Origin of the sequence: Rudaea sp. (genome assembly GCF_047601565.1) — a bacterium.
Lineage (GTDB): Bacteria > Pseudomonadota > Gammaproteobacteria > Xanthomonadales > Rhodanobacteraceae > Rudaea.
Window position 1 is genome coordinate 3,877,064 of the sequence record NZ_JASGIY010000001.1, and the last position, 26,674, is coordinate 3,903,737.

A 26,674-nucleotide genomic window follows, 5' to 3' on the forward strand; every position below is an offset into this window, starting at 1 on the left:
CGAGTCCGGCCGAGGGAGCAGCGCGTGTCAGAGCGGATGGATCGGCCGCAGCAGCAGGAGGACTGCGAGAAATGCGGGCCAGCTTGACATTGCCGCATCCGTACCTACGCTGGCGTCTTTACGCGCAACGGAGACGGCAATGGGCGAAACGATACGCATCGGCACCACGCGCACCCAGTGCATCGGCGCCTACCTTGCCAAACCTTCCGGCGCGGCGCGCGGCGGCCTCGTCGTCGTGCAGGAAATCTTCGGCGTCAACGCGCACATCCGCAGCGTCGTCGACCGCTTCGCCGAACAGGGTTACGTCGCCATCGCACCGGCGTTCTTCGACCACGTCGAGCACGGCGTCGAACTTGGCTACGATGCCGCGGGCATGGCGCGCGGGCGCGAACTCGTCGCCGAAACGCCGATCGAGCGCGCTCTCGAGGACATCGCCAGCGCCGCCTCGTCGATCGCGTCGGCCGGCAAGGTCGGCGTCGTCGGCTACTGCTGGGGCGGCACGGTGGCGATGCTCTCGGCGATCCGCCTCGGCCTGTCCGCGGTCAGCTACTACGGCGCGCGCAACGTCAACTTCCTGCACGAGCCGCTGCGCGCGGCGACGATCTTCCACTTCGGCGAGCACGACAAATCGATCCCGCCCGAGGCGATCGCGCGCCACCGCGCCGAATTGCGTTTCGCCGACGGGGTGCCGGCCGCGCAACGCGAACTCGAGATCTACACCTACCCCGCCGACCACGCCTTCAACCGCGAAGCGTCGCCGGACCGCTACGACGCAGCCAGCGCTGCGCTTGCACTCGAGCGCACGCTCGCCTTCTTCGGCCGCCATCTCGGCGGCGCGTGATGGCCGCCGCGCCGTTCGAGCTGCATCCGCAACTGCGCGCGGACGCGCACGCCCTGGTCGACCTCGACCTCTCGCGCGTGCTGCTGATGGACGATGCGCGCTATGCCTGGCTGATCCTTGTGCCGATGCGCGCGGGCATGAGCGACTGGATCGACCTGCCGCATGCCGGGCAGCATCGCCTGCTCGACGAAATCGAACTCTGCTCGCGCGCGCTGCGCATCGTCGCGCGGCCCGACAAGCTCAACGTCGCCGCGCTCGGCAACCTGGTACCGCAGTTGCACGTGCACGTCGTCGCGCGCCATGTCGGCGACGCGGCATGGCCGAAGCCGGTTTGGGGCATCGGCGAGCGAGCGCCTTATCCGGCCGATACGCTCGCCGCGCGCAAGGCGCAACTGCTCGCGCAGATCGAAATCGCAAGACGCGGATGAGCGGCATCGGCGTCGAATGGCTGGGCGACCGCGCGCTGCTGCTGTGCCTGGGCGATGCGATCGACACCGGGACGAATTCGCGTGCGCACGACCTCGCAGGCACGCTGCGCGCGGCGGACCTGCCGGGTGTCGCCGACATCGTGCCGGCGTATGCGAGCGTCGCCGTGCACTACAATCCCGCGGCATGGGCCGACGCCGGAAGCGGTCCGTCCGCGGGCGAGCGCCTGGCCCGACGCATACTCGAAACCGCCCTTGTCCCGGACTCTCCCACGCCGGCGTCGAGGGAGAGGGAGAGTGTCTTGGAAATTCCAGTCTGCTACGGCGGCGAATACGGCCCCGATCTCGCCGACGTCGCCCGGCACGCGCGGCTCGACGAAACCGAGGTGATCGCACGCCATGCGCGCGGCGACTATCGGGTCGCCATGCTCGGCTTCGCGCCGGGTTTTCCGTATCTGCTCGGCCTCGACCGTGCGCTGCACGCACCGCGCCGCGCGCGCCCGCGCACGCGCGTGCCCGCGGGCTCGGTCGCGATCGGCGGCGCACAAACCGGCATCTACCCGCGCGAATTGCCCGGCGGCTGGCAAATCATCGGCCGCACGCCGCTGACCTTGTTCGATGCCGCGCGCGATCCGCCCGCGCTGCTCGCGCCGGGCACGCGCGTTCGCTTCCGAAGCATCTCGAGCACCTCTGCGTTCGTCCCTGATCGCAAGGATCAAAAAGCGGCCATCCTTGGCCGCACTCTCCAGCAAGAGCCGTCGCGCATTACCGTGCTTGCTCCCGGTTTGCTCACCACCGTGCAGGACGCGGGGCGTCGCGGCTTCGGCGCGATCGGGGTCGGTAGCGCCGGCGCGATGGATGCCGTGTCGCTCAGGCTCGCAAACCTGCTCGTCGGCAATGCACAGGATGCGGCCGCGCTCGAAATCACCCTGCACGGGCCGCGGCTGCGTTTCGACAGCGATGCGCTGATCGCCCTCACCGGCGCGGAAATCGAGGCGCGCTGCGCCAGCGAAGACGTGCCGCGCTGGCGTCCGGTCCTGTTGCGCGCCGGCAGCGAATTGCACCTCGGCGGCATGCGTCGCGGCGCACGCGCATATCTCGCGGTCGCGGGTGGCATCGACCTGCCGCGCGTGCTCGGCAGCCGCGCCACCGACCTCAACGCCGGACTCGGGCCGCTCGCCCGCGCGCTCGCCGCGGGCGATTCGTTGCCGACGGCGCCCTCGTCCCGCGATCGGCAATCGCGGGAAGCGATGCTTGCCGCATTTCGCCGCGAAGACGATTCGGGAAACCGCGGCATCGTCGCAACCCGTTGGTCGCTCGATGCGGCGCCGTGGTTCGACGCCGATGCGGCGCGGACGATCCGCGCGATCGCCGGCTCCCACTTCGACCGGCTCGACGCCGATTCGCAGCGCGCGCTGTTCGGCGCGGAATTCCGCGTCGGCGTCGACTCGAACCGCGTCGGCTTTCGCCTCGAAGGCGCGGCGCTGAACCTCGCGATGCCGCTCGAACTCGTCTCGGCAGGCGCCGCACCCGGCACCGTGCAACTGCCGCCCGGCGGCGCGCCGATCGCGCTGGCCGCCGAGGCGCCGACGACCGGCGGCTATCCGCGCATCGCCCACATCATCGCCGTCGACCAGCCGCGCTTCGCGCAACGGCGGCCCGGCGACCGCCTGCGTTTCGCGCAGACCGATCTCGCCGACGCGCAGATGCGCTATCTTGAACGCGAACGCGCGCTGGCCAAACTCGAAACCTGGATCCGCGCGCGCCTGCATCGGCCCTGGTGACGGACGCGGACATGATCATCGACCTCAACTGCGACATGGGCGAATCGTTCGGCGTCTGGACGATGGGCGACGACGCCGGCGTGATGCCGCATGTCAGCTCGGTCAACGTCGCCTGCGGATTCCATGCGGGCGATTTCATGACGATGCAGCGTACCGTGATTCTGGCCGCCGAACACGGCGTCGCGATCGGTGCGCACGTCTCGCTGCCCGACCTGCAGGGCTTCGGCCGCCGCGAAATGGCGGTCGCGCCGGCCGAAGCGCACGCGGCGACGCTGTACCAGATCGGCGCGCTGGCCGCGTTCGTGCGCGCGCAGGGGCAGCGCCTGCACCACGTCAAGCCGCATGGCGCGCTGTACAACACGGCGGCGAAGGACGCGAAACTCGCCGAGGCGATCGCGAATGCCGTGCGCGATTTCGATCCGCACCTGGTCCTCGTCGGCCTCGCCGGCAGCGCCCTGCCGCACGCGGGCGCGCAGCTTGGCCTCGTCGTCGCGCATGAGGCGTTCGCCGATCGCCGCTACCGCGCGGACGGATCGCTGACGCCGCGCCGCGAAGAAGGCGCGGTGATTCACGACGTCGATGCCGCCGTCGCGCAGGCGGTGCAGATCGCCACGCTCGGCAACGCGACGACGCGCGAAGGCGGAGTCGTCGACATTCGCGCGGACACGATCTGCGTGCACGGCGACCGGCTCGACGCGGCGACGTTTGCGCAGCGGTTGCGCGAAGGCTTGCAGAAGGCGGGGGTGAGAATTGGTCGCATCGCTGCGTAAGCCGCGTTTCGCAAAAACAATGACGGGAGAAATCTGGACGTGAACTACTGGCCCCTGATCGGCGTCGGCGTCGTGATCGCCGGTTTCGCGCTCAAGCGCAATCCGGTGCTCGTCGTGATCGCCGCCGGCGTGGCGAGCGCACTGGCCGCCGGCATCGGCATCGGCGACCTGCTCGCGCTGCTCGGCGATTCGTTCGTGAGCAACCGTGCGCTGCTGCTGTTCGTGCTGACCCTGCCGGTGATTGGGCTGCTCGAACGCTACGGCCTGCGCGAACGCGCACAGGCGTGGATCGGCTCGTTCCGCAACCTTTCGCTCGCACGGCTGCTGATCGCCTATCTCGGCGCACGCCAGATACTGTCGATGCTCGGCATGATCGACCTTGCCGGCCATGCGCAGACCGTGCGCCCGCTCGTCGCGCCGATGAGCGAAGCGGCGGCGCGGAACGATGGCATCGCGCTCGACGACGATGCGCGCGAACGCGTGCGCGCACTGGCCGCGGCCACCGACAACGTCGGCCGCTTCTTCGGCGAGGACGTGTTCCTCGCGTTCGGCGCGGTGCTGCTGATCCAGGGTTTCTACGCGCGCAACGGCATCGCGCTCGATCCGCTGTCGATCGCGCTGTGGGCGCTGCCGACGGCGATTGCGGCGTTCGCGATCCACGCCGTGCGCATCGCCTGGTTCCAGAAAAAACTTCGTCATTCCGGCCATGGATTGGCCGGAATCCAGGCGGCAGGACGCCATCAAAAAAACGTCGCGCATGTTGAAGATTGAATACGTCTACTGGCTGATCGGCGCATGGCTGATTCTGTGCGCGATCTACAATATCCGCGAACGGCGCCGGTCGATGGCGGCATTCTGGGCGGTCGTCGGCTGCGCATTCCTGTTCGGCGACGCGATCATGGCGGCCGGCGCCGCGCACACGCGCTGGCCGGCGCAGGCGATGGGCACCGGCGTGATCGCGCTGGGGCTTCTCGCCGCAAGCGGGACCATGCAGAAACACGACTCGACCGAAAGCGAACGCCGCGATTCCGCCGAGCGCCTCGGCAACGCGCTGTTCGTTCCCGCGCTGACGATTCCGTTCGCGACGATCGTTTTCGTGCTCGTGCTTCCGCGCCTTTCCCTGCGCGGCATACCGCTCGTGGATTCGACGCAAAGCACGCTCGTCGCTCTCGGCCTAGCCTGCGTGGTCGCCGCGCTGGCCGCCATGCTCACTACGCGCGCACCGGCAACGCAGGCGCTGAGCGAGGGCCGGCGCCTGCTCGACGCGCTCGGCTGCGTCGCCCTGCTGCCGATGCTGCTCGCCACGCTCGGCGGCGTGTTCGCCGCGACCGGCGTCGGCGAGGCGGTCGCCGCGATCGTCGGCATGCTGATCCCGGTCGGTTCGCCGCTGGCCTGCCTGCTCGCGTTCGCGCTCGGCATGGTGCTGTTCACGATCATCATGGGCAACGCGTTCGCCGCGTTCCCGGTCATGATGGCCGGCATCGGCCTGCCCTTGCTGATCCACAAGCACGGCGCCGCGCCGGCGCTGCTCGGTTCGCTCGGCATGCTGACCGGCTACTGCGGCACGCTGCTGACGCCGATGGCGGCGAATTTCAACATCGTGCCCGCGGTACTGCTGGAACTGCGCGACCAGTACGCGGTGATCCGCGCGCAATGGCCGACCGCGCTCGCGCTGCTCGCGGTCAACGTGATCCTGATGGCGGTACTGATCTTCCGATGAAGCACTCGGCGAAAAAACCGCCCGTTGCATTGGTGACCGGATTCGATCCGTTCGGCGGCGAGGCGATCAATCCTTCGTTCGAGATCGCGCGCGCGCTCGACGGCGAAATCGTCGCCGGCCACCACATCGTCGGCGCCATGCTGCCGACCGAGTTCGCTCGCTCGCTGCCGGCGCTCGATGCGCTGCTGCGCAGGCACCGTCCCGCGCTCGTCGTCGCGCTCGGCCAGGCCGGCGGCCGCGCAGGTATCTCGCTCGAACGCGTCGCGATCAACCTGATCGACGCGCGCGTCCCGGACAATGCCGGCGACCAGCCCGTCGACGTGCGCATTGTGGAAAATGCCGCAAATGCGTACTTTTCCACACTGCCGGTCAAGGCGATGCTCGCGGCGCTGCGCGAAGCGGACATCCCCGCTGAACTGTCGCAAACCGCCGGCGGTTTCGTCTGCAACCAGGTCTTCTACGGCCTGATGCACCGCCTCGCGCGTGCGCGCCGGCGCGTGCGAGGCGGTTTCGTGCACGTGCCATACTTGCCGGAACAGGCGCGCAAGTTCGAAGACGCGCCGAGCCTGCCGATGGAAATCATGATCGCGGCAACCCGCCTGTGCGTGAGAACCGCGCTGACGACCGAGAGCGATCTGAGCTACGCGGCCGGAACGCTCCACTAAACCCACTGCGCAGGGAAAGCGGAAAAAAAGAACGGCGCCGCAAAGGCACCGTTCGGAATGCACGGACGAGCCGATCAGTGCTTGTTCGGATCGGCCTGCGGCTCCGGGGCTGCGGTAGGCGCGGCCTGGGCATCGGCAGCCGGGGCAGCGGCGGGTGCGGCTGCCGGAGCGGGTTCCGGCTCCGTGTAGAGCTGCTCGTTGCCGTCCACGTTGAGATAGACCGGCAGCGACATGCGCTTGCCGGTGACGTAGATCATGTGCTTCTGCTCGTCGTTCGCTTTCTCGGCCTTCTTGACGAGGATGCCCTTGAGCGGCTTGTTTTTGTCGAGGCCGTCCTGGTAGAAGCCGCCGACGGCGCCGTACATGCCGACCTTGTCGACGGTGACCGAATCGCCGACCTGGTACTTGCCGTCCTTGGTGATCTTGATGATCAGCCTGCCGTCTTCGATGTCGCGCGCGGATGCCGTTGCGGCGAGGGCGAGGCCAAGCAGCGCGGCCAGAACTGTGGTGGAACGAGGCATGGTTTTCTCCGGTGGATGACGCTTACTTCTTGCCGTCGTCGGCAATCTTGATGACCTTGAGCCGGTCGTCATTGTCGAGCACGAAGGCCACGGTCTTCAAGTCGCGCGCGATGCCGGCGAGGCCGATGACCTGGGCATTGGTGATCTTCTGCTTTTCGCCGCGCTTGAGCAGGATCGTGCGCACCGGCTGGCCGTTTTCGTCGCGGTAGCGGATATGGTCGCGCAACGTCTCCACGTCGAGCGTGGCGCCGTCGAGGTCGTACTGTCCGTCCTTGTCGGCGAGCACGACCAGGTCGTACTGCTGCGGCGACACGGCCGCCTCGGAAGTGCCTTCGCGGACGCTGTCGTGGCGGCAGGCGGCGAGCGCGGCCAGCGCGAGGACCAGCGAGGCGAGCTTGAAACTACGAGCGAAAATGATGTTCTGCATGGATGCTGCGTGCCTCGAATTCGTTGTGTCGGGAGTCGATCCTGACGAATGCGCCCGACTTCGATCATGCCTGCGGCAAGGTGACCCCGCGCTGACCCTGGTACTTTCCGCCGCGGTCCGCATAGCTTACCTCACAAACCTCGTCCGATTCGAAAAACAGCATTTGCGCGACGCCCTCGTTGGCGTAGATGCGCGCCGGCAGCGGCGTGGTGTTGGAGAACTCCAGGGTGACATGGCCCTCCCACTCCGGCTCCAGCGGGGTGACGTTGACGATGATGCCGCAGCGCGCGTAGGTGCTCTTGCCCAGGCAAACGGTCAGCACGTTGCGCGGGATGCGGAAGTATTCCACCGTGCGCGCGAGCGCGAACGAGTTCGGCGGGATGATGCACTCTTGCGACTGGATGTCGACGAAGCTGCGCGAATCGAAGTGCTTGGGGTCGACGATGGTCGAGTTGATGTTGGTGAACACCTTGAACTCGTCGGCGCAGCGCACGTCGTAGCCGTAGCTCGACGTGCCGTAGGAAATCAGTTTGCCGCCGGATGCATTGACCCGCACCTGGCCCGGCTCGAACGGCTCGATCATGCCGTGCTTCTGCGCCATGCGGCGAATCCAGCGATCGCTCTTGATGCTCACTCCACCTCCGGCCGGAAAGGCGACAAGGGTCGCCATGATAGCGGCTAACCCGCTTGTTCCGATATGCCTTTTGCGCGGCGCCCGCGGCGGCGCGGCGTCCGTCCGGCGCGGGATGTCAGTGACATGGACGAATCGGCGTTACCCGCGACAACGGCGGCTGGCGTGGCGGATGGACGGCACGCTTCCGTTCCCTACGTCACCCGGGACCATCATCATGAACCCGTTTCCCGCTCCCCGCTTGCTGCGTCTGTCGGCCTCGCTGGCGCTGGCCGTGCTCATTGCCGTCCTCGCGCTGGCCTCGTGCACGTCGCTGGCCCCGCACCGGACGAAACTCGACGACGCCTTGAACTGCAATCCGATCAACCCGCACGTCGATCCGCAAACCGACGACAGCTTCGGCCGCACCTACGATGCGGGCTGCGCGGACCTGATTCGCGAGGTCGCTCCCGGCATACCGGGGCAAAGCGGACCGTACACGCTGCATTTTGCCGAATTCGACGACCAGGGCCTGCTGTTTCCGGCCACGCCGGCCAACGGCCTCGCCGCCGAGCAGACCGACCGTTTCCTCGATTACGTGCGCGACAGGGCAAGAAAACACGGCAGCGAGGAGGGCCATCGCCAGACCGTCGTCGTCTTCGTGCACGGCTGGAAGCACGGCGCGGCGAGCGAGGACAGCAACGTGCGCTGGTTTCGCGCGATGTTGGCCAAGCTCGCCGACGTGGAAACGCATTCGAGCGAGATCGTCGGCCTGTACGCGGGCTGGCGCGGCGACGCGACACTGCTACCCGACCTTTTCAAGAACGCCACGTTCTGGACACGCAAGACGACAGCGGAACAGGTGGCGGAGGGACAAGTACGCGAATTGCTGAGCCGGCTGCGCTCGATCCAGGACATCAACAACGAGACGTGGAACGGCGAGGTCGAGCGCAGCCGGCGAACGCCGCAAAGCATCGACGACGGCTACGATCCCGGTTGCCGCAAGTCCATGCGCCTCGTCATCATCGGCCACAGTTTCGGCGGCCTGATCGTCTACAACGCACTCAGCCAGGCGCTGGTGCGCGATATCGCCGACCTGCACGAGCGCATCCTCGACGCCGAAGCGCGCAACGCCGAAAATGGCGGTGCGCCGGCCCGGCGCATCGATCCCGTGCTGGTGCGCGAAGGCGATCTGATCCTGACGATCAACCCGGCCGACCAGGCGGCCCGCTTCGCGCCGCTATGGCGCGCGGCGCGCGCGGCGCAGCCGCACAGCTATCATGCGCCGGTATTCGTTTCGATCACCAGCGCCGACGACTGGGCGACGCGCTATGCGTTCCCCGTCGCGCGCTTCTTCAACACGCTCTCGAACCGCTATCCGGCGACGGCCGACACCGAACGCGACGCGGCCACGCAAACGCTGGGCCAGGACCAGGAATACGTCGACTACACGCTCAACACCTTGTCCAACCTGAAACAGGACAAACAACTCGCCGGCGCGAAGTCGATCGAGGCCGACGCGACCTGCGAAGCGCTGCGCAACGATCCGGATTTCTCCGCTCGCTACACGACGGAAATCCGTCGTCTGAACGGGCTGGAACAAGCGCTGAGGGCGGAGCCCGATGCCAACTGCCTTGCCTCCCCGCCCCAGGCCGGCTGCAAAAGCGCCGCAACCGCTGCCGGCGTCGCGCCGTTCCCCCGCCAGTTTTGCATCGCCGGCGCCGCCGATACCGCGATCGCGTTGCTGCCGCGCAACGCCGACGTCAATCTCGATTCGCCGATCTGGAACGTATACACCTCGCACCCCGTGCTCAGCAGCCACTCCGATCTGCTCAATCCCATCCTGATCGATTTCCTGCGCCAGCTCTACGAGGAAGGCACTCGCAGCCAGTTGCAACGCATCCGCTGAGCCGCTCCACTTTCGCTTCCATTGCCTGCAGGGGAAGCTGCCCTTCAGGGCGGAAGGGTTTGCCTTGGCTTTGGATTCTTTCCGACCGCGTCCCTTCGCCTTTCCGCATGCAGGAAGCGCGCAATCAGGGCATCAACGCCGCCAATGCGCTTTCCAACTCGGCGCAGCGCTGGGGATCGGCCAGCACGTCGCTGACCGTGCAGCCGCACGCCGGGAGCGCCACGACGTGCGGCGCGGGAACGATCAGCCGCGCCGACATCGTGCGCAAGATTTCCAGCAGCGCGTCCTGCGCGTAATGCGAGCCACGCGCCGAGGTATTCAGCACGAGCACCGGCTTGCACGGGAATTCGACCGCCCCGACCAGCCAGTCGAGCAGGTTCTTGAACGCACCCGGCACACCGTGCGCATATTCCGGACAGGCGATCAGCAGCGCATCGGCAGCGGCGACCCGCGCGCGCAGTTCGGCGACAACGGCCGGCACACCCGCCGCTTCAATGTCGGGATTGAATGGCGGCAACTCGCCGAGTGCCGCATACAACTCCAGCCACAGGCCGCGCGGCGCCAACCGCTGTGCGGCGAGCAGCGCGGCCGTATTCGCCGATTGCCGTCGCAGGCTACCGGACAGGCACAGGATCCTGCGCGCACTCACGTATCTTGGACGACGATCTTCGGGAACTGGATGGACTTGCTGCGCGCGCGCAAGGCAAGGTGCGCCGCGGCCTTGCGCGCGATCTCGCGATAACTTGCCGCGACCGCTCCGTCGGACTGCGCGACCACCGTCGGCGCGCCGCCGTCGGCCTGCTCGCGAATATGGATGTCGAGCGGCAGCGAGCCGAGCAGCGGCACGCCGTACTGAACGGCCATCGCGGCGCCGCCGCCCGCGCCGAAGATGTGCTCTGTGTGGCCGCAGTTCGAGCAGGTGTGCAGCGCCATGTTCTCGACGATGCCGAGCACGGGCACGTCGACCTTCTCGAACATCTTCAGCGCCTTCCTCGCGTCCAGTGTGGCGATATCCTGCGGCGTGGTCACGATGATCGCGCCGGACACCGGCACCTTCTGGCACAGCGTCAACTGGATGTCGCCCGTGCCGGGCGGCAGGTCGATGACCAGATAATCGAGATCGACCCAGTTGGTGTCGTTGAGCAGTTGCGTCAGCGCCTGCGTCACCATCGGGCCGCGCCAGATCATCGGCGTGTCCTCCTCGATCAAAAACCCGATCGACATCGTCTGCACGCCGTGCGCGATCTTCGCCTCGATCGTCTTGCCGTCCTTCGAATCGGGCTTGCCCGACACGCCCATCATGCGCGGAATGCTCGGCCCGTAGATGTCGGCGTCGAGCAGGCCCACCTTCGCGCCTTCCGCAGCGAGCGCAAGCGCGAGATTCGCCGCCGTGGTCGACTTGCCGACGCCGCCCTTGCCCGAGGCGACGGCGAGGATATTCTTCACGTTCGGTCGCGGCGTCAGGTCGTTCTGCACCTTGTGCGCATGCACGCGCGAGGCGACGCCGACGGCCACCGCCGCGATCGCCGGGTCGGCCGCAAGCGCCGCGCGCACCTGCTGCGCGAGCGTGGTTTCCCACGTCCGCGCCGGATAACCGAGCACGATGTCGACGGCGACCTTGTTGCCGTCGGCGCCGACGCCTCTCAACGCACCGCTCTCGGCCAGCGTTTTGCCCGTGTGCGGGTCGACGACTGCGCCGGCGAGCCGTTCGGCCGACTCCTTGATGCTTTGCGTCATGGATGTGCTGCGGGATTTGGATAGGATCGCCGATTGTATCAATTGCATTGCACCAGGATCGTCGTCACCCACCGCACCGAACCCACGAGGGGAACATCATGCGCTTGTATACTTTTGTCTTCGCGGCCGTCGCTGCGCTGTTCGCCGGTTCCGCTTTCGCGCTCGACGCCACGCCGGTCGGCATCTGGCGCACGATCGACGACGCCACCGGCAAGCCGAAATCCATCGTCGAGATCAGCGAAGCCAACGGCGAAGTGATCGGCAAGGTCAAGGAAATCCTCCAGTCCGACAAAGGCCCGAACCCGCTCTGCGAGGAATGCAGCGGCGAGCGCAAGAACCAGCCGATCATCGGCATGACCATCATCTGGGGCATGAAGAAGGACGGCGACGTCTGGGACGGCGGCACCATCCTCGATCCGAAGAACGGCAACACCTACGGCTGCAAGCTCACGCCCGCCGCCGACGGCAAGACCCTGCAGGTGCGCGGCTTCAAAGGCTTCTCGCTGCTCGGCCGCACCCAGGTGTGGGAGCGCGTGATGCCCTGACCTCGTTTCGGCGCGGAAGGCTTGGAGCGGGCGCGATCGAGCGCGCCGCTACGTTACAATGCGGATTGTGCAATCGCCCGGAATCCGCATGACCAACCCCGTCGTCGCCGAACTGGTCGAACTGCTCGGCCTGGAGCGTCTCGAAGACAACCTGTTCCGCGGCCAGAGCCGCGACATCGGCACGCGCAACGTGTTCGGCGGCCAGGTGCTCGGGCAGGCGTTGTCGGCCGCGCAGCAGACGGTCGAGGCGCACCGCGGCGCGCATTCGCTGCATGCCTACTTCCTGCGCGCGGGCGACATCGGTGCGCCCATCGTCTACAGCGTCGAACGCACGCGCGACGGGCGCAGCTTTTCCACCCGGCGGGTGATCGCGATCCAGCACGGCGAACAGATCTTCAACTGCACCGTGTCGTTCCAGATCGACGAGACCGGCCTCGATCACCAGAGCGCGATGCCAGCCGTGGCCGCCGCCGACGCGCTGCCTTCGCGCAAGAGTCTCTCCGCCGAGGAATTGGAAAAACTGCCGCCGAAATTGCAGCGCTGGCTCGGCAACCACGGGCCGTTCGAATTGCGTTTCGTCGAGCCACGCGACGAGTTCGACCCCGGCAAGCGGGAACCGCTGCAACACGTCTGGTTTCGTCTCGTCGACCGCATCGGCGACGCGCCGGCGCTGCACCGCGCGATGCTTGCCTACGCCTCGGACTTCAACCTGATCGGCACGGCGATGCTGCCGCACGGCATCTCCTGGCTCACGGGCCAGGCACAGCTCGCGAGCCTCGACCATGCGATGTGGTTCCACCGCCCGTTCCGTGCCGACGAATGGTTGCTCTACGCGCTCGACAGCCCGACCGCGCAAGGCGCGCGCGGACTCGCGCGCGGGCAGGTCTTTTCCGCCGACGGCCGCCTCGTCGCCTCGACCGCGCAGGAAGGCATGATAAGACTGGCGCATGTATCTCGGCGATCATCCTGATCGCGAAATCAAGAAGCGGCCATCCATGGCCGCACTTCTCAACCAACATCATCCACCATGAGGCAAATCTACACCTCTCCCCGCAACGAGAACATCGACCGCGTCGTCGCGCTGCTGCGGGAGGCCGGCATCGAAACCTCGGTGACCAACCGCAGCAACTACACCGGCCACGACTACAAGGGGCCAAACTACGCCGCGAAGTCCAACCGCGAGGCCTGGGCGCAGGTCTGGGTGGTGCATTCGCAGGATCAGGGGCGCGCGCGCGCGATGCTGCGCGAAATCGGCATCGAACCGCCGACGCGCTTCGCCGAGGAATTGGAGGCCTCGCGCAGCAAGGAACGCACCCCGGCCGAACGACGTGCGCGCTTCGTCTGGAATATCCGCACCGTGCTGCTCGCAGCCATCGCCCTGCTGCTCATGCTCAACTGGCTCGGTGTGCTGCACCTGTTTTAAGAACTCATCGGTCGCAAAGCGCGCAAATCCGCCTCAGCACGAATCCGTTTTCTTCCGTGGCGTGCTTTGCGCTCCTTGCGGCCGATACGCGGCCACGATTCCCGCTTCATTCTCGTCACGAGCACGCCCATGCCCCGCACCAGGACCGCGTTTCTCTTCGACCTCGACGGCACGCTGATCGACAGCGTCTACCAACACGTGCTCGCATGGAAGACCGCGCTCGATGCCGAGGGCGTCGACGTGCCCGTATGGAAGATCCATCGCAAGATCGGCATGTCGGGCGGCCTGTTCACCAACATCCTCCTGCGCGAGACCGGGCTCGACAACACGCCCGAACGCCTCGATCGCCTGCGCCGCAACCATGCCGTGGCGTACAAGGAACTGTCCGCCAGCGTGCGCCCGCTGCCCGGCGCGCGCGCGCTGCTCGACCATCTCACCGACCAAGGCAATCCGTGGGCGATCGCGACGAGCGGGCGCATGGAGACCGCCGGGCACAATCTCGTCGCGCTCGGCGTCGATCCCGCCAGGGTGCCCGTGGTCACGCGCGACCAAGTCAAATACGCCAAGCCCGATCCCGACCTGTTCCTCACCGCGGCCGAGCGCCTTGGGGTCGACATCCGCGACTCGCTCGTGCTCGGCGACAGCATCTGGGACATGATCGCGGCCAAGCGCGCGCGCGGCCTCGGCGTCGGCCTGCTTTCGGGCGGCTACGGCGAGGACGAGCTGAGCCGCGCCGGCGCGTTCCGCGTCTACGCCGACCCGGCGGACCTGCTGCTGCATATCGACGAAGTCGCGGCACGGGTATAGGGGCGCGTCCATTCCTTGCCGTCCGAAAGCGGGCAGTGGGTTCGATGAATCGAGATCCTACGATGCGGCGTTCCGACGGATGTAGACTATCTCCATGAAGTCGGAATCCCTCCGCCTGTTCCAGACCTTGCCGCACCCGTGCGGCTACTTCTCCGGGCGTACGGCGCAGAACCTCGTCATCGATCCGTCCGCGCCGCACCTGCCGCGCATGTACGCGCACGCGTTGACGCGCGGCTACCGCCGTGCCGGCGGCCACGTCTACCATCCGCAATGTCCGCAATGCCGCGCCTGCGTGCCGGCGCGCATCGCGGTGGACAGCTTCGCGCCGGACCGCAGCCAACGCCGCAACCTCCGGCGCAACGCCGACCTTGCGCTGACCATCGTGCCCGCGCGCTACAGCCACGAATACTTCGTCCTGTACCGGAGCTACCTCGACGCGCGCCACGCCGGCGGCGGCATGGACAATCCCGACCCGCAGGACTTCACGCGCTTCCTCTATACCGCGTGGAGCCCGACCTCGTTTCTGGAACTGCGCGACGCGGACGGCAACCTGCTCGCCGTCGCCGTCACCGATATCACCGCGACCGGCCTTTCGGCGGTGTATACTTTTTATCATCCCGCCCACGAGGCGCGCGGCCTCGGCACGCACGCCATCCTGCGCCAGATCGAACTCGCGCGCGAACGCGGCCTGCCGCACGTCTATCTCGGCTACTGGATCGAGCGCCATCCGAAGATGGACTACAAGGCGCGCTTCCAGCCGCTGGAACTGTTGACGTCCGAGGGCTGGAAAGCCGCTGCCCGCACCGACGCAGCGTGATCCGTGCCCGCTCCGGAGGCGCACCGCGCGCTTCGGCTCAAGCGCGCGGTGTGCAGCCTCGGCAGGCAGATTCTCTCAGCGAGCGAACCAGCCGACCACGTCGACGACCAGTTGCGTGCTCCCATTGCCGCCGACAAAGAACGATACCTGCCCATTGCTGCCGACTTTGGCAATCACCAGGTTCGGTATGGTCTGGCCCGCGACGAAGTTGAGATTCGAGGCATTCGGCCGGGTCGATCCGGTCGGCCATACCGTCAGGAAACCCGCCGCGGTCGGCCCGGTCACGGTCACGTTCAACACGACCGCATCCACCCCGTCGGCGGGTACCCCGCCACGGCCGAGCATGGTTATCGCCGTCGTGCTGCGCGAAGCCAGTGCGCCGCTCCCAGCATACTGATGATCGATCGTGGCTGCGCCGAGGCGCGTATCCACCACGCGCGCCGGCACCAACGGCGTCAGTTGCGATGACGATGGAAACCAGCCTTCCACGTCCGCCACCACGTTGGTATTGCCGGCCGAATTGTAGATCGATACCTGGCCCGCGCTGCTGACCTTGGCCAATACCAGATTCGGGATGGTCACTCCGGCCGTGAAGTTGAGATTCGAGGCCACCGGTTGCGCGGCATCGCTGGGCCACAGCGTCAGATAGCCCGGGGCCGTCGGAGCGACCACGGTCGTATTCAACAACACCGCACCCACACCCGTCGCGGGCAGGACATATCGCCCCGAAACCTGAAGGTCGAGCTTCGTGGCGGGATCGATCGCGCCGTCGCCGGCGAATTGGCCATCGACGGTTGCATCGTTGGCGCGCGTATCGAGCAGGCGTGCCGGTGTCAATGCGACCAAGTCCGTTGCGGCGCCGAAGTATCCGGCGACATCCGCGATCAGGTCCGTGCCGGCCGCTGCGAAAAGCGATACCTTGCCGCCGTTGCCGAGTTTGACGATGACGAGATTCGGAATCGTTTGCCCGGCCACGAAATTGAGGTTCGACGCCAATGGCCGCGCCACGCCCGTGGGCCATATCGTGACATGGCCGAGTCCGGTCGGCGCCACGGCCGTCACGTTCAACACCACCGCGACGACGCCCGTGGCAGGCACGCCGCCGCGTCCCGCCAGGGTCAAGTCGAGTTCGCCGCCCGTGCCGAGCGCACCCTGGCCGGCGAATTGGCCATCCACGGTGTCGTGGTCGGCGCGCGTGTCGAGGAGGCGCGCGGGATTGAGGGAGACGAAACCCGGCGTGAACGTCACCGTGATCGCGCAATTCGTCGTGATCGAGCCGGTGGTCCAGGTACTCCCGCTTTGCAGAGTCGGCGTGCATGTCGTGCCGCCGACCGTGCCTATCGCATGACCCGCGGCGGGCGTGATGGTGAACGTGGTGGACGAACCGTCCGCGACCGAGGCACTCGCCGGAGCGGAAACCGATCCGCCGCTGCCGCTGACCGCCGTGGTCACGGTCCAATACTGCACGAGGGCGATCGACTGCGATACCGATGCGGCCGCCTGCCAGTTCGCATCGCCGGCCTGGCTCGCACTGATCGTGCAGGTGCCGGCAGCCACCATGGTCACCGTGCTGCCACTGATCGAACACACCGCCGGCGTGAGGGAGGCGTAGCTCACGACCAGACCGCTGCTGGCGCTGGCCAGCGGATCGAGAGCGAACGCGGCCCCGCTCGCGAATGAACGGCTGGCCGGACTCTGCGCGCCGAATGCGATGCTCTGGCTGCCCTTGCCCACGGTCAGCGTGAAGTTCTGCGTCGCATCGGGCGCGATGCCGTTCGCCGCCTTGAAAACGAGCGGATATGTGCCGACCGTGCCCAAGGCGGGCGTGCCCGACAGCACGGCCGTGCCGTCGCCGTTGTCGGTGAAAGTCACGCCCGTCGGCAATGCGCCCGTTTCACTGATCGCCGGCGTTGGCGTACCCGTTGTCGTCACCGTGAACGTGCCGGCCGTTCCGATTGCGAATGCCGCATTGTCCGCGCTGGTGATCCCGGGCGGACTCGTCACCGTCTGCGTGAGCACGGCCGACACGGCCGCGGAGTTGTTCGCGTCGCCGGCAAAATAGGCCGTAATCACGTGTACGCCGGCCGGGAGCGTACTGATCGTGCATGTCGTCGGGCTGGCGCTGGCCGCGACCGCGCACAATACGGTTCCGCCGGTGCAGCTCGCATCGGTCGTGGTTGCGTCGGCGCAGAAAGAGACGTTGCCTGATCCGGTCAATGTTCCGGCATTGGCAAAGGTCGTGCTGAAGACGACGTTGGCGCCGAACGCACTCGGGTTGGGCGAACTCGACAGCGTCAGTGTCGGCGTGGCGGGCGTCACCCGGATCAACCGCAACTGCTGCGGGGCCGCGGCGGTGGTTCCGCCGGCATCGTCGCTGCCTCCGGCGCGCGAAGCGCGCACGCCGCACAGTACTCCCGCGGCCGGTGCGGTCAGCACGGCGCCGCTCAACGAGCAGGTGCCCGGCGTCCATACGTCGTAGACGATGGCGACGCTGCCTGCGCCGGTGGCCGTCGCGCTCAACGGTACGCTTGTACCCGCCGCGATCGTGCGCAGCGGCGTGCCGGCCGTGCCCGGCGCAAAAGCGCCGATAGACTGGCCGGACAAAATGCTTGCCGGCACGTGGCTGTCCATGGTCGTGCCGTTGCCGAGCTGGCCGTTGCCGTTCATGCCCCAGCACTGCTCGCCGCCCGCCGTGGTCAATGCGCAGGTGTAATCTTCGCCCGCTGCGATCGCCGCCACGCCACCGGCCAGGCCCGTCACGGCCACCGGTATCAGGCTGTTCGTGACCGAGTTGTTGCCGAGTTGGCCGTCGCCATTGGCGCCCCAGCACTGCACCCCGTTCGTCGCGGTCGACGCGCAGGAGTGATATCCGCCCGTCGCGATTCCCGTCACTGCGCTGGTCAAACCAGCGACGTCTACCGGCGCATCGCTGTCGGTGGACGAGTTATTGCCAAGCTGGCCATCGGAGTTGCTGCCCCAACACTTCACGCCACCTGCTGTCGTCAGCGCGCACGTATGATTCTTGCCCGCCGCGATCGCCGCCACGCCGCTGGTCAGGCCACTCACGTCGACCGGCGTCGTGCTGTCGGTCGTCGAACCGTTGCCCAGTTGGCCGGAGCTGTTCTTGCCCCAGCACTTCACTCCGCCGGTCGTCGTCAGCGCGCAGGCGTGGTACTCGCCGGCCGTGATCGCCGCCGCGCCGCTGGCGAGATTCGTCACATCGACCGGCGTCAAGCTGGTCGTGATCGAGCCGTTGCCCAGTTGACCATTGCCGTTGTTGCCCCAGCACTTCACCCCACCCGCCTCAGTCAACGCGCAGCTATGACCGCCGCCCGCCGTGATCGCCGCCACGCCACTGGTCAGATCCGTCACTGGCACCGGCGTCGAACTGTCCGTCGTCGTGCCGTTGCCGAGCTGGCCAACAGCGTTATAACCCCAGCACTGCACGCCCCCCGTCACGTTTACCGCGCAGGTGTGACTGTAGCCCGCCGCGATCGCTGCCACATTGCTGGTCAAACCCGTCACATCCACCGGTGTCGAACTGTCCGTCGTCGAATTGTTGCCCAGTTGGCCAAAGTCGTTCTTGCCCCAGCATTTCACCCCATTCGCCGCGGTCAACGCGCAAACATGGTGATATCCCGTAGCGGTCGCCGCCACGCCGCCTGCCTCGCTCGCCACGTCCACCGGTGTCTGGTTGTCCGTGGTGGTGCCATTGCCGAGCTGTCCATTGGCGTTGGCGCCCCAGCATTTCACTCCACCCACCGCGGTCATTGCGCAGGTGTGGCCGTAGCCCGCCGCGACCGCGACCGAGCCACTGGCGAGACCCGTCACGCCGACCGGCACCAGGCTCGTTTCCGTCGAGTCGTTGCCGAGTTGCCCGTTTTCGTTGTCACCCCAGCACTCCACTCCACCCGTCGAGGTGATGGCACAGGTGTAATAGAAGCCCGTCGCAATCGCTGCGACGCCAGCGCTCAGGCCCGTGACATCCACCGGCGTCGAACTGACCGAAGTCGAGTTGTTGCCAAGCTGGCCCATGAAATTGGAGCCCCAGCACTTCACCCCGCCGGACGCGGTCAATGCACAAGTGTGATACCCGCCCGCCACGATGGTCGCGACGCCACTGGCGAGGTCCGTCACATCCACCGGCGTATAGCTGTCTGTGGACGAGCCGTTGCCGAGCTGTCCGTCGCCGTTCTGGCCCCAGCACTTCACCGCGCCCGCTTCGGTCAACGCACAGGTATGAAAGTCGCCCGCCGCAATTGCCACGACGCCGCTGCCCAGGCCCGTCACGGCCACCGGTACCGTACTATCCGCGGCTGTACCGTTGCCGAGTTGGCCAGCGGCGTTTTCACCCCAGCACATCACGCCGCCTGCAGTGGTCAGCGCGCAGGAATGGGTATTGCCATTCGCGATCAAAGCCACGCCGCTGGCGAGGCCCGTTACATCCACCGGCGTATGGCTATCGGTGGTCGAATCGTTGCCGAGCTGGCCATCGGAATTGCCGCCCCAGCATTTCACTCCGCCCGTCGCGGTCAATGCACACGTGTGATAGCCGCCCGCCACGATCGTTGCCACACCACTGGTCAGGCCCGTCACGTCCACAGGCACGGATCGATCCGTGATCGAGCCGTCGCCGAGCTGGCCATGGGAGTTAATGCCCCAGCACCTTACGCCACCTGCCGTGGTCAGTGCACAACTGTGATTGAGGCCTAGCGAGACCTGGGTCGTGACGGGATCGAGTACGCCAGGCGTATCCAACCCCCATGCCATAGGCGCAACGATCAGCAGCAGCAAACCCGCAGCCTGGATACGGGCCGCAATTCGACACAACATAGAAATTTCCCCTGCTTGTCCAAGACTTTCCAAGCGGAGCCTCGTCGAGGGTGCAGACAGCGACCATCGCACACAGGGCGCGCAAAATCCACGAATCCACCGGCGAGGAAGCCTAGCAGATTCGCGCATCATCGAAAATCACGCAGGCTCGGGCATTCGATCCTATTCACGACACGCAAACCCCATCGCGTTGCCGGGCCGGCCTGCTGCCTACGTCCGCACGCGCGCCATCACAGTCGGGTATTCTAACGCGCTGTGCCTTCCCGCGACGTTTCCATGCTGCGTTGGTTCTGCTTTTTCGCACTGCTTCCGCTCATTGCCGCGCACGCGGCCAAGCTTGACGACACTTGGATGAGCGTACTGCTCGACGGCCGCAAGATCGGCGACATGCACACGACGCGCACGCTGGCCGGCGGGCGCGTGCGCACCACGCAGACGATGCGGATCGAATTTGAGCGCTCCGGCCTCAAGGTAACGATGAGCACGAGCGAGACCGACGAGGAAACCGCCGACGGCAAGCCGCTGCGCTTCGAATCGCGCACCAAGATTTCCGGCATCGAAAGCGTTCAGGCCGGCGTGATCGGCGCCGATGGCCAACTCGAGGTGACGACCGAAGTCGGCGGCGCGAAGCAGAACGCGCACGCTGGCGTGGCCGCACGGCGCACTGCTCGCCGAAGGCCTGCGCCTCGCCGAGGAAAAGCACGGGCTTGTGCCCGGCACGCGCTACAAGACGCTTGCGTTCCAGGCCGAGAATCTCGAAGCGGTCGAAGTCGATTCGCGCGTCGGCACGCGCGAAACGGTCGAACTGCCCGACGGGCGGCGCGAGCTGACGCGCGTCGACCAGACGCTGGATCTCGGCGGTTCGCCGACGCGCACGGCCTCGTGGGTCGACCCCGATTTCACCGCGCGCAAACTGCTCGTGCCGATGATGGGTTACGAATTGACCATGCTCGCGTGTTCACAGGCCTGCGCGACCGCGCAGAACCAGACTTCGGACATTTTGCTGCGCACCATGCTCGCCGCCCCGCGCACGCTCGACGCGGACGAGCGCGGCCATGGCCTGCGCCTCGTCGTCGGCCCGACCGACGCCAGCGGCGAACCGCTCACGTTCGCAACCACGGACGAACAACAGGTCGTTCCCGCCGAGAACGGCGCGGTCGAACTGCGCATCGCTCCATTGACCGCCGCGGATGCACCGCCAGCGCGCGAAAACAAACCCATCGCGGCCGACACGCAGGCGAACGACTGGCTGCAAAGCACGGCGCCCGAGATCGTCAAGCTCGCACGCGAGGGCGCGCGCGACGCGAAAGCGCCGGCGGCACAGATGCAGAACCTCGAAGACTTCGTGCGCAGCTACATCCGCAACAAGGACCTGAGCGTCGGCTACGCCTCCGCGCTCGAAGTCGCGAAGAATCCCGAAGGCGACTGCACCGAACACGCGGTGCTGCTCGCCGCGCTCGGTCGCGCGCTCGGCATTCCGACGCGCGTCGTCGATGGGCTCGTCTACATCGACCGCTATGCCGGCAGGACGAACGTGTTCGTACCGCACGCCTGGGCGCAGGCGTTCGTCGACGGGCGTTGGCGCAGCTACGATGCCGCGCTGCGCGGCTTCGACGCGGGGCATGTCGCGCTGTCGACCGGACAGGGCGACCCGTGGCGTTTCTACGCAGGCTTCAACACCCTCGGCCGCGTGCGCGTCGATTCGATCGAGCCATTGCGGCCTTGACTTACCTTGCAAAGCCCGGCTTGACGCCGGGAATTGCGGCGCAACGACCACGGAAACTCTGCGTTCGTCATTACCGACCGTCGCGGTCCAGCGGTCCTTTTTGCGCAAACCTCCTGCCCGCCGTTCCCGCGCAAGCGGGAGTGACGCCTTCGCACGGCGTTTCGACGTTGCGGCACGATGCATTTCGATATCTTGAAAAGATGATATCTTTTTGATATCTTTTTTCTACAAGCTAGGAGAACCCCATGAACGAACGTTCCGTTTCCGCACCGTCCGGCATTCCCGCCCTGATCGGCCTGGTCGTGCTGCTGATCGCCGATGTCGCCTGGCTGATCTACGGCATCCAGAACAAAGCCCCCTGGAGCATCGTCGCCGCGATCCTGGCCGGCATCGTCCTGCTGGTCAGTCTGAGCGGCTTCTTCACGGTCGCACCGAACGAGGGCAAGGTGCTGCAGTTCTTCGGCAAGTATGTCGGCACGGTACGCGACGCCGGGCCGCGCTGGGCAAACCCGCTCTACAGCAAGACCGGCGTGTCCCTGCGCGTGCGCAACTTCGAATCGTCCAAGCTCAAGGTCAACGATCTCGACGGCAACCCGATCGAGATCGCCGCGGTGGTCGTCTGGCAGGTCGTCGACACGGCCGAGGCACTGTTCCAGGTTAACGACTACGAGAACTTCGTCCATATCCAGAGCGAGTCGGCGCTGCGCCAGATGGCGCAGAGCTATCCCTACGACTCGCACGACACGGGCGGCGTCTCGTTGCGCAGCCACGGCAAGGAAATCGCCGACCACCTGCAGAACGAAATCCAGGAGCGCCTCGCAAGCGCCGGCGTCAATGTGATCGAGGCGCGCATCAGCCACCTCGCCTTCGCCCCCGAGATCGCGCAGGCGATGCTGCAGCGCCAGCAGGCGAGCGCCATCATCGCCGCGCGCACGCGTATCGTCGAAGGCGCGGTGACGATGGTCGAAATGGCGCTCGATCAGTTGAAATCACGCGGCGTCGTCGAACTCGACGAGGAGCGCAAGGCGGCGATGGTGTCGAACCTGCTCGTCGTGCTCTGCGGCGAGCGCGGCACGCAGCCGATCGTGAATACCGGCACGTTATACAACTAGCGGAGGCACTCATGGATTCCGCACTCGTTGTCATATTTATCATCATCGTTGCCGCATTCTCGTATCGCGTCAACAAGAACCGTTGATATGTCCGATCAACTCGCCGCACTCGTTATCCACTTGCTCGCTGCCGGCCTGATTCTGGTCACTGCACTATTGATCCGCGTGCGCGGACCGACCGGCTTAGTCAAAGGCGTCGACTGGACTCGCGTCGGCGATCCGCAAGGTCTCGGGCAGTACGTCAGCACGATCATGATCATCATTGGTGCGCTGATCATCGGTCACGGCGTTCTCATTTACGCATACCAAGGCGACAAGGGTGCACGCGATATCCTGTCGGTAGGTTTCGCCGCGCTGATGGTGACTTTGTCGCTTGCCATGCTTATCGGCCAACAGCGATATCAGGACAAGCCACCCGTACGAAAGGACTATGACCGCCGATAAGAAAGCCTACCCGCTGCGCATCAGCGCCGACGTGCTCGACGCCGTGCAGCGCTGGGCCGACGACGAACTGCGCAGCGTCAACGCACAGATCGAATACGTGCTGCGCGACGCGCTGCGCAAGGCGGGGCGCGTGAAAGCGCCCAAATCCGATCATCGCAAGGACGAGTCGAAATGACTTCTTCGACGCCGCAACTGCGCATCGCGTTGTTGCTCGGCGCGGCGGCGACGCTTGCCACGCTCGCGCTGTTTCCGTACGTGCTCGCCTTGCAACCGCATGCTTCCGACAAGTTGCCGCTCGCGCCGGCGATCGTGATCGCCGCGCAGACCGCGCAGAGCGGCGTGCTCTGCTTTCTGCTCGCCTGGGCGGGGCTCAAGCTCGGCGCGCCGCTCGGCCTCGGTGCTCCCTGGCTCACCGCACGGATGTATGCGGATCGTGCCAAGCCGGCGTCGTCGAACTGGCTCGCGGCGACCGGGTTGGGCGTACTCGGCGCGCTGCTCGTACTCGGCATCATCGCTCTGTTCGGGCCGCCTCTGGCCGAGGCCGCCGCGCACGTGAAGCCGCCGACGACGGCGCCATGGCGGGGAGCGCTCGCCTCGTTCTACGGCGGCATCGTCGAGGAAATCCAGTTGCGGCTGTTCCTGTTGACCCTGATCGCGTGGCTGCTGACGCGCGCACGCTTGCGACAGCCGTGGGCGTTCGGCATTGCGATCGCCGCCGCCGCACTTCTGTTCGGCGCGGGCCATCTGCCGATGGCGGCAAAACTCGCCCCGCTCGACGCGGCGACGGTCGCGCGCGTCGTCGGCTACAACGCCCTGCTCGGCCTTGCCTTCGGCTGGCTGTATTGCAGGCACGGGCTCGAACACGCCATGCTCGCGCACTTCAGCGCCGATCTCGTGCTGCATGTGGTTGCGCCGCTGGCGCATTCGCTTTAGTTCGCTTTAGCATGCGCGCATGATCCGATCCGCAACGCAAACGTTGATCGAAGCCGCGTTCGCGCTCGGCGTGCCGCGCGACTACGGCCGCGTGCGCGGCTTGCGCCGCGTGCGCGAGCCGGAACGGCTGGCGGGCATCGGCCGCGATACGCAGGGTCGCGAGCAATACCTGGCGCTCCGCGCCGCGCGCGCATGGACGCGCATGCGCGAGGCGGCGATGCGGGATGGCATCGAACTCGAAATCGTCTCCGCTTTCCGCGGCATCGAATACCAGCTCGGCATCCTCAAGCGCAAGCTCGAACGCGGCCAGTCGATGACCGAGATTCTTCGCGTCAGCGCCGCGCCGGGCTACAGCGAACACCACACGGGCCGCGCGCTCGACATCACGACGCCGGGCTATGCGGCGCTCGAAGAGGAATTCGAGCGTTCGGCCGCGTTCGCGTGGCTGCAAAAAAATGCACAATTATACAAATTCACTTTGAGCTATCCGCGCGACAACCGCCACGGCATCGCCTACGAGCCGTGGCATTGGTGTTGGCACGCGCGCAAGTAGCCTGGCACGTCTCTTTGCTCGTCATTCCCGCGAAGGCGGGAATCCAGCGACTTTTCTTTTCAACAGCAAGAGCAAAGTCACTGGATTCCCGCCAAAAGCATGCGGGAATGACGAGCACAGGGGCGATTGATTCATCACGTCCCTGCCCCACTCGTTCCGGGTTGCCCACCGTCAACGGATGGTATTTTGCCCGGTTAGCCACAACGGCAGTTGATCGACATAGTTCGGGCTGCCGAGCACCGCGCTGTTGCCGCCCGGAATCACTTCGCCGATCTTCGAATGCGAGCGCGCCTCCTGTCCTCCGTGTCGAATCGCCAAAAAGGTCACGTCCCTTTGTCGACATTGGCAAGGGAAGTGACACCGAGGTTCCGGTAGCGTTCCCACGCTATCCAGGCGCCGGCCAGGCCCAAGGCCCCGAATGTCAACGGACCGCCGGGCCAGGCATGCGTCTGGAAGATGCTGATGCCGAAGCCCGAGGCGGCCAACAGGATCAGGGCGCCCCACGAATGGCCGCCGCTGCGCCTGAGCACGAGCGCGGCGCTCAAGGTCGCGACCGACAGCGCGATGGCGCCGAGCACTCCCAGTGCCGACGCGCCGGCGCCGCCCACGATCGCATGCGTCCAGACCGTCTCGATCGGCACGCGCCAGGTCTCGGGCGCAGCGGAGGTCTGGGCCGCCGATGCGAGAATTCCGGTCACCACGCCGGCGGCCGTGTCGAAGGCCACATAACTCACGCCGAAGACGAAGGCCGCGGCGCGACAAATCCAGGCGACGACGCCGTTTCGGCCGCGCACGAGCAAGGCGATGCCGAACGCCGACAAGGCAAACAACGGGATTTGCGCATAGTGAACGACGAGCCAGGTCCTCGCGTCGAGCCGCAGCGCGTCGTGCCAGTGCGGATGCAACACCTCGACGCCCGCCAGCAGCAGCGGCACGATCGCAGTCGCAAGCAGGTTCCGCGCGTATTCGCCGGATCGATTCATCGCATGTCTCCTTTTCGAAAGAGCTTTCTGCGCGGCCGTTGCGGCCGTCGCATCACTCAATCGCCAGCCACAGTTCGATCTCTCCGATGCCGCGTTGTTCGTCGAACCGGTCCAAGCGCTCGAAGCTGGGCGCGTCCGCGGCGCTCTGGCCCGATGCCGGCAGCCAGGCATTCCATACGCTCCGCCAGGAACGGTCTATCGTCGAAATGTGTTCTGCGTGCCGGAACACCGCATAGCGCTGCTCGGGCACGTGCAAGCGGCTCCACTCCGCCGGAAGGCCGGAAGAACCCGCGACCCTGACGGCGCAGAGATAGTCGAAATTCCCCTCGTCGTCGAAGTTGTGGTACCCCCCGTAGAGCGCAGCGTCGAGCGTAGCCGGCAGGCGGTCGGGATGACAGAGGAAGTCCGCGAAGAATCGCTGCCAGCGCTGGGTTATCTCGGCGCTGCGCTCGAAAGTGTGGCGCCCGGCACTGCCGGCGAGAAGGAACGGCGCGCCGTTCTCGAAGCGTGGCGACGCAATGGCGCCGACGGGCTGCGCGGCCGCCACGGCGATCGGTTCGACGATCTGGATGTGCTCGATGCAGCGCTCGGCTCGCAGTTGCTCGGGGGTCATTCCGAACTGATCGCGGAACGCGCGCGTGAACGCCTCGTGGGAGCCGTAGCCGGCGCCCAGGGCGACGGAAAAGATGTCGGCCGCGCCGTCTGCCAGCGCACAAGCCGCCTTCGACAGCCGCCGTCCGCGCAGATAGCCCATCACCGATTGCCCGGTCGCAGCGCCGAACGCTCGGCATAGGTGATAACGAGACACGCAAGCGGAACGCGCGACGTCGTCGAGCGAGATCGAAGCCGCGGAATGGCTTTCGATGAACCACAGTGCTTTTTCTACGGGGCTCATCTCGCGATTCCTCCCGGTCCCGCAAGACTATACCGCCGAATCTCGGCGGTGCATTTGATCGGCCTTGCTGACTACCAGACGGAACGGGCGGGCGATTTTCTTCTGAAACGGTCCGGGCCCGCTCTGGCTTGTCATTCCCGCGAAGGCGGGCATCCAACGACTTTATCTCTCCCGGAATCTCTCCCGGAGCAAGA

29 protein-coding genes are annotated in these 26,674 nt (G+C 66.4%); 19 read left to right on the forward strand and 10 right to left on the reverse strand.

Translation table 11 applies throughout. The features are described 5' to 3' along the window. The first annotated feature begins 139 nt into the window (after positions 1-139). Genes QM741_RS17325 through pcp form a run of 7 tightly spaced genes read left to right on the forward strand, consistent with a single transcriptional unit; the run spans position 140 to position 6,205 of the window. Positions 140-841: a dienelactone hydrolase family protein gene (locus QM741_RS17325; RefSeq protein ID WP_415208878.1), complete on the forward strand. Its 702-nt coding sequence runs from the start codon at positions 140-142 to the stop codon at positions 839-841. Next, a complete protein-coding gene (locus QM741_RS17330; RefSeq protein WP_415208879.1) occupies positions 841-1,269 on the forward strand; it encodes an HIT domain-containing protein in 429 nt (142 codons plus the stop codon). The genes QM741_RS17325 and QM741_RS17330 overlap by 1 nt, the downstream gene beginning before the upstream one ends. After that, complete coding sequence (pxpB, locus tag QM741_RS17335; protein WP_415208880.1) at positions 1,266-3,050, forward strand: 5-oxoprolinase subunit PxpB; 1,785 nt, start codon at positions 1,266-1,268, stop codon at positions 3,048-3,050. The genes QM741_RS17330 and pxpB overlap by 4 nt, the downstream gene beginning before the upstream one ends. An 11-nt stretch (positions 3,051-3,061) precedes the next feature. Further along, on the forward strand, positions 3,062-3,820 hold the full coding sequence (locus tag QM741_RS17340) for a LamB/YcsF family protein (RefSeq protein WP_415208881.1): 759 nt from the start codon (positions 3,062-3,064) through the stop codon (positions 3,818-3,820). Between the two features lie 39 nt (positions 3,821-3,859). After that, positions 3,860-4,591, forward strand: a complete 732-nt coding sequence (locus QM741_RS17345) for a DUF969 domain-containing protein (protein WP_415208882.1) — start codon at positions 3,860-3,862, stop codon at positions 4,589-4,591. After that, the gene (locus QM741_RS17350; RefSeq protein ID WP_415208883.1) at positions 4,578-5,540 is read left to right on the forward strand and encodes a DUF979 domain-containing protein; all 963 of its coding nucleotides are present in this window, start codon (positions 4,578-4,580) and stop codon (positions 5,538-5,540) included. The genes QM741_RS17345 and QM741_RS17350 overlap by 14 nt, the downstream gene beginning before the upstream one ends. 32 nt (positions 5,541-5,572) lie before the next feature. Next, positions 5,573-6,205, forward strand: a complete 633-nt coding sequence (gene pcp / locus QM741_RS17355) for a pyroglutamyl-peptidase I (protein WP_415208884.1) — start codon at positions 5,573-5,575, stop codon at positions 6,203-6,205. Between the two features lie 74 nt (positions 6,206-6,279). Here pcp and QM741_RS17360 read toward each other — a convergent pair whose 3' ends face one another. From QM741_RS17360 to dcd, 3 genes are all read right to left on the reverse strand, one after another. Next, positions 6,280-6,726: a hypothetical protein gene (locus QM741_RS17360; protein ID WP_415208885.1), complete on the reverse strand. Its 447-nt coding sequence runs from the start codon at positions 6,724-6,726 to the stop codon at positions 6,280-6,282. Positions 6,727-6,748: 22 nt separating this feature from the next. Beyond that, positions 6,749-7,153, reverse strand: coding sequence for a hypothetical protein (locus QM741_RS17365; RefSeq protein ID WP_415208886.1), 405 nt, complete (start codon positions 7,151-7,153; stop codon positions 6,749-6,751). A 64-nt stretch (positions 7,154-7,217) separates the two neighbouring features. Then, positions 7,218-7,787 carry a dCTP deaminase gene (gene dcd / locus QM741_RS17370; protein WP_415208887.1) on the reverse strand — a complete coding sequence of 190 codons (570 nt, stop codon included), beginning with the start codon at positions 7,785-7,787 and terminating at the stop codon, positions 7,218-7,220. 214 nt (positions 7,788-8,001) lie between these two features. Here dcd and QM741_RS17375 point away from each other — a divergent pair, with 214 nt between their 5' ends. Continuing rightward, on the forward strand, positions 8,002-9,672 hold the full coding sequence (locus tag QM741_RS17375) for a hypothetical protein (RefSeq protein WP_415208888.1): 1,671 nt from the start codon (positions 8,002-8,004) through the stop codon (positions 9,670-9,672). A 124-nt stretch (positions 9,673-9,796) separates the two neighbouring features. Here QM741_RS17375 and QM741_RS17380 read toward each other — a convergent pair whose 3' ends face one another. Together QM741_RS17380 and apbC are read right to left on the reverse strand one after the other, a co-directional pair. Beyond that, complete coding sequence (locus QM741_RS17380) at positions 9,797-10,321, reverse strand: NADPH-dependent FMN reductase (protein WP_415208889.1); 525 nt, start codon at positions 10,319-10,321, stop codon at positions 9,797-9,799. Next, positions 10,318-11,409, reverse strand: a complete 1,092-nt coding sequence (gene apbC / locus QM741_RS17385; RefSeq protein WP_415208890.1) for an iron-sulfur cluster carrier protein ApbC — start codon at positions 11,407-11,409, stop codon at positions 10,318-10,320. The genes QM741_RS17380 and apbC overlap by 4 nt, the downstream gene beginning before the upstream one ends. Before the next feature lie 98 nt (positions 11,410-11,507). Between apbC and QM741_RS17390 the strand changes: the two genes are divergently transcribed. The 5 genes from QM741_RS17390 (at position 11,508) to QM741_RS17410 (ending at position 15,001) form a co-directional block, all read left to right on the forward strand. Then, positions 11,508-11,954 (forward strand): DUF2147 domain-containing protein, encoded by a 447-nt coding sequence (locus QM741_RS17390; RefSeq protein ID WP_415208891.1) that lies wholly within the window; start codon positions 11,508-11,510, stop codon positions 11,952-11,954. 88 nt (positions 11,955-12,042) lie between these two features. Beyond that, entirely contained in the window at positions 12,043-12,924 is an 882-nt protein-coding gene (gene tesB / locus QM741_RS17395; RefSeq protein ID WP_415208892.1) for an acyl-CoA thioesterase II, read from the forward strand. A gap of 57 nt (positions 12,925-12,981) precedes the next feature. After that, entirely contained in the window at positions 12,982-13,377 is a 396-nt protein-coding gene (locus tag QM741_RS17400; RefSeq protein ID WP_415208893.1) for a hypothetical protein, read from the forward strand. Between the two features lie 129 nt (positions 13,378-13,506). Beyond that, a complete protein-coding gene (locus QM741_RS17405; protein WP_415208894.1) occupies positions 13,507-14,184 on the forward strand; it encodes an HAD family hydrolase in 678 nt (225 codons plus the stop codon). A gap of 94 nt (positions 14,185-14,278) precedes the next feature. Further along, positions 14,279-15,001 carry an arginyltransferase gene (locus QM741_RS17410; protein WP_415208895.1) on the forward strand — a complete coding sequence of 241 codons (723 nt, stop codon included), beginning with the start codon at positions 14,279-14,281 and terminating at the stop codon, positions 14,999-15,001. Positions 15,002-15,076: 75 nt separating this feature from the next. On the opposite strand, the gene QM741_RS17415 is transcribed toward QM741_RS17410, so the two are convergent. Together QM741_RS17415 and QM741_RS17420 are read right to left on the reverse strand one after the other, a co-directional pair. Further along, positions 15,077-19,795, reverse strand: coding sequence for an Ig-like domain repeat protein (locus QM741_RS17415; RefSeq protein WP_415208896.1), 4,719 nt, complete (start codon positions 19,793-19,795; stop codon positions 15,077-15,079). 249 nt (positions 19,796-20,044) lie between these two features. Then, the gene (locus tag QM741_RS17420) at positions 20,045-20,476 is read right to left on the reverse strand and encodes a hypothetical protein (protein WP_415208897.1); all 432 of its coding nucleotides are present in this window, start codon (positions 20,474-20,476) and stop codon (positions 20,045-20,047) included. A gap of 67 nt (positions 20,477-20,543) precedes the next feature. On the opposite strand from QM741_RS17420, the gene QM741_RS17425 reads away from it, so the two are divergent. The 6 genes from QM741_RS17425 (at position 20,544) to QM741_RS17450 (ending at position 24,602) form a co-directional block, all read left to right on the forward strand. After that, positions 20,544-21,560, forward strand: coding sequence for a transglutaminase-like domain-containing protein (locus tag QM741_RS17425; RefSeq protein WP_415208898.1), 1,017 nt, complete (start codon positions 20,544-20,546; stop codon positions 21,558-21,560). 245 nt (positions 21,561-21,805) lie between these two features. Further along, positions 21,806-22,672 (forward strand): SPFH domain-containing protein, encoded by an 867-nt coding sequence (locus QM741_RS17430; RefSeq protein WP_415208899.1) that lies wholly within the window; start codon positions 21,806-21,808, stop codon positions 22,670-22,672. Positions 22,673-22,759: 87 nt separating this feature from the next. After that, a complete protein-coding gene (locus tag QM741_RS17435) occupies positions 22,760-23,116 on the forward strand; it encodes a hypothetical protein (RefSeq protein ID WP_415208900.1) in 357 nt (118 codons plus the stop codon). Then, the gene (locus tag QM741_RS17440) at positions 23,103-23,291 is read left to right on the forward strand and encodes an Arc family DNA-binding protein (protein WP_415208901.1); all 189 of its coding nucleotides are present in this window, start codon (positions 23,103-23,105) and stop codon (positions 23,289-23,291) included. The genes QM741_RS17435 and QM741_RS17440 overlap by 14 nt, the downstream gene beginning before the upstream one ends. Beyond that, positions 23,288-24,049 carry a type II CAAX prenyl endopeptidase Rce1 family protein gene (locus QM741_RS17445; protein WP_415208902.1) on the forward strand — a complete coding sequence of 254 codons (762 nt, stop codon included), beginning with the start codon at positions 23,288-23,290 and terminating at the stop codon, positions 24,047-24,049. Before QM741_RS17440 ends, QM741_RS17445 begins: the two co-directional genes overlap by 4 nt. Positions 24,050-24,068: 19 nt before the next feature. After that, complete coding sequence (locus QM741_RS17450; RefSeq protein ID WP_415208903.1) at positions 24,069-24,602, forward strand: D-alanyl-D-alanine carboxypeptidase family protein; 534 nt, start codon at positions 24,069-24,071, stop codon at positions 24,600-24,602. Positions 24,603-24,773: 171 nt separating this feature from the next. Here QM741_RS17450 and QM741_RS17455 read toward each other — a convergent pair whose 3' ends face one another. The 3 genes from QM741_RS17455 to QM741_RS17465 form a co-directional block, all read right to left on the reverse strand. Further along, complete coding sequence (locus tag QM741_RS17455; protein WP_415208904.1) at positions 24,774-24,929, reverse strand: hypothetical protein; 156 nt, start codon at positions 24,927-24,929, stop codon at positions 24,774-24,776. Next, positions 24,926-25,537, reverse strand: a complete 612-nt coding sequence (locus QM741_RS17460) for a hypothetical protein (protein ID WP_415208905.1) — start codon at positions 25,535-25,537, stop codon at positions 24,926-24,928. The genes QM741_RS17455 and QM741_RS17460 overlap by 4 nt, the downstream gene beginning before the upstream one ends. A 100-nt stretch (positions 25,538-25,637) precedes the next feature. Beyond that, positions 25,638-26,480 carry an AraC family transcriptional regulator gene (locus QM741_RS17465; RefSeq protein WP_415208906.1) on the reverse strand — a complete coding sequence of 281 codons (843 nt, stop codon included), beginning with the start codon at positions 26,478-26,480 and terminating at the stop codon, positions 25,638-25,640. Between the last annotated feature and the right edge of the window lie 194 nt (positions 26,481-26,674).

Bases quoted from the DNA above. Each gene is read 5' to 3' on its own strand.
- QM741_RS17365 (WP_415208886.1), bottom strand. From the start codon at position 7,153: ATGCAGAACATCATTTTCGCTCGTAGTTTCAAGCTCGCCTCGCTGGTC.
- QM741_RS17325 (WP_415208878.1), top strand. From the start codon at position 140: ATGGGCGAAACGATACGCATCGGCACCACGCGCACCCAGTGCATCGGC.
- QM741_RS17330 (WP_415208879.1), top strand. From the start codon at position 841: ATGGCCGCCGCGCCGTTCGAGCTGCATCCGCAACTGCGCGCGGACGCG.
- QM741_RS17340 (WP_415208881.1), top strand. From the start codon at position 3,062: ATGATCATCGACCTCAACTGCGACATGGGCGAATCGTTCGGCGTCTGG.
- tesB (WP_415208892.1), top strand. From the start codon at position 12,043: ATGACCAACCCCGTCGTCGCCGAACTGGTCGAACTGCTCGGCCTGGAG.
- QM741_RS17405 (WP_415208894.1), top strand. From the start codon at position 13,507: ATGCCCCGCACCAGGACCGCGTTTCTCTTCGACCTCGACGGCACGCTG.
- QM741_RS17360 (WP_415208885.1), bottom strand. From the start codon at position 6,726: ATGCCTCGTTCCACCACAGTTCTGGCCGCGCTGCTTGGCCTCGCCCTC.
- QM741_RS17410 (WP_415208895.1), top strand. From the start codon at position 14,279: ATGAAGTCGGAATCCCTCCGCCTGTTCCAGACCTTGCCGCACCCGTGC.
- QM741_RS17400 (WP_415208893.1), top strand. From the start codon at position 12,982: ATGAGGCAAATCTACACCTCTCCCCGCAACGAGAACATCGACCGCGTC.
- QM741_RS17350 (WP_415208883.1), top strand. From the start codon at position 4,578: ATGTTGAAGATTGAATACGTCTACTGGCTGATCGGCGCATGGCTGATT.
- QM741_RS17390 (WP_415208891.1), top strand. From the start codon at position 11,508: ATGCGCTTGTATACTTTTGTCTTCGCGGCCGTCGCTGCGCTGTTCGCC.
- QM741_RS17435 (WP_415208900.1), top strand. From the start codon at position 22,760: ATGTCCGATCAACTCGCCGCACTCGTTATCCACTTGCTCGCTGCCGGC.
- QM741_RS17450 (WP_415208903.1), top strand. From the start codon at position 24,069: ATGATCCGATCCGCAACGCAAACGTTGATCGAAGCCGCGTTCGCGCTC.
- pxpB (WP_415208880.1), top strand. From the start codon at position 1,266: ATGAGCGGCATCGGCGTCGAATGGCTGGGCGACCGCGCGCTGCTGCTG.
- QM741_RS17430 (WP_415208899.1), top strand. From the start codon at position 21,806: ATGAACGAACGTTCCGTTTCCGCACCGTCCGGCATTCCCGCCCTGATC.
- QM741_RS17440 (WP_415208901.1), top strand. From the start codon at position 23,103: ATGACCGCCGATAAGAAAGCCTACCCGCTGCGCATCAGCGCCGACGTG.
- QM741_RS17445 (WP_415208902.1), top strand. From the start codon at position 23,288: ATGACTTCTTCGACGCCGCAACTGCGCATCGCGTTGTTGCTCGGCGCG.
- QM741_RS17465 (WP_415208906.1), bottom strand. From the start codon at position 26,480: ATGAGCCCCGTAGAAAAAGCACTGTGGTTCATCGAAAGCCATTCCGCG.
- QM741_RS17375 (WP_415208888.1), top strand. From the start codon at position 8,002: ATGAACCCGTTTCCCGCTCCCCGCTTGCTGCGTCTGTCGGCCTCGCTG.
- apbC (WP_415208890.1), bottom strand. From the start codon at position 11,409: ATGACGCAAAGCATCAAGGAGTCGGCCGAACGGCTCGCCGGCGCAGTC.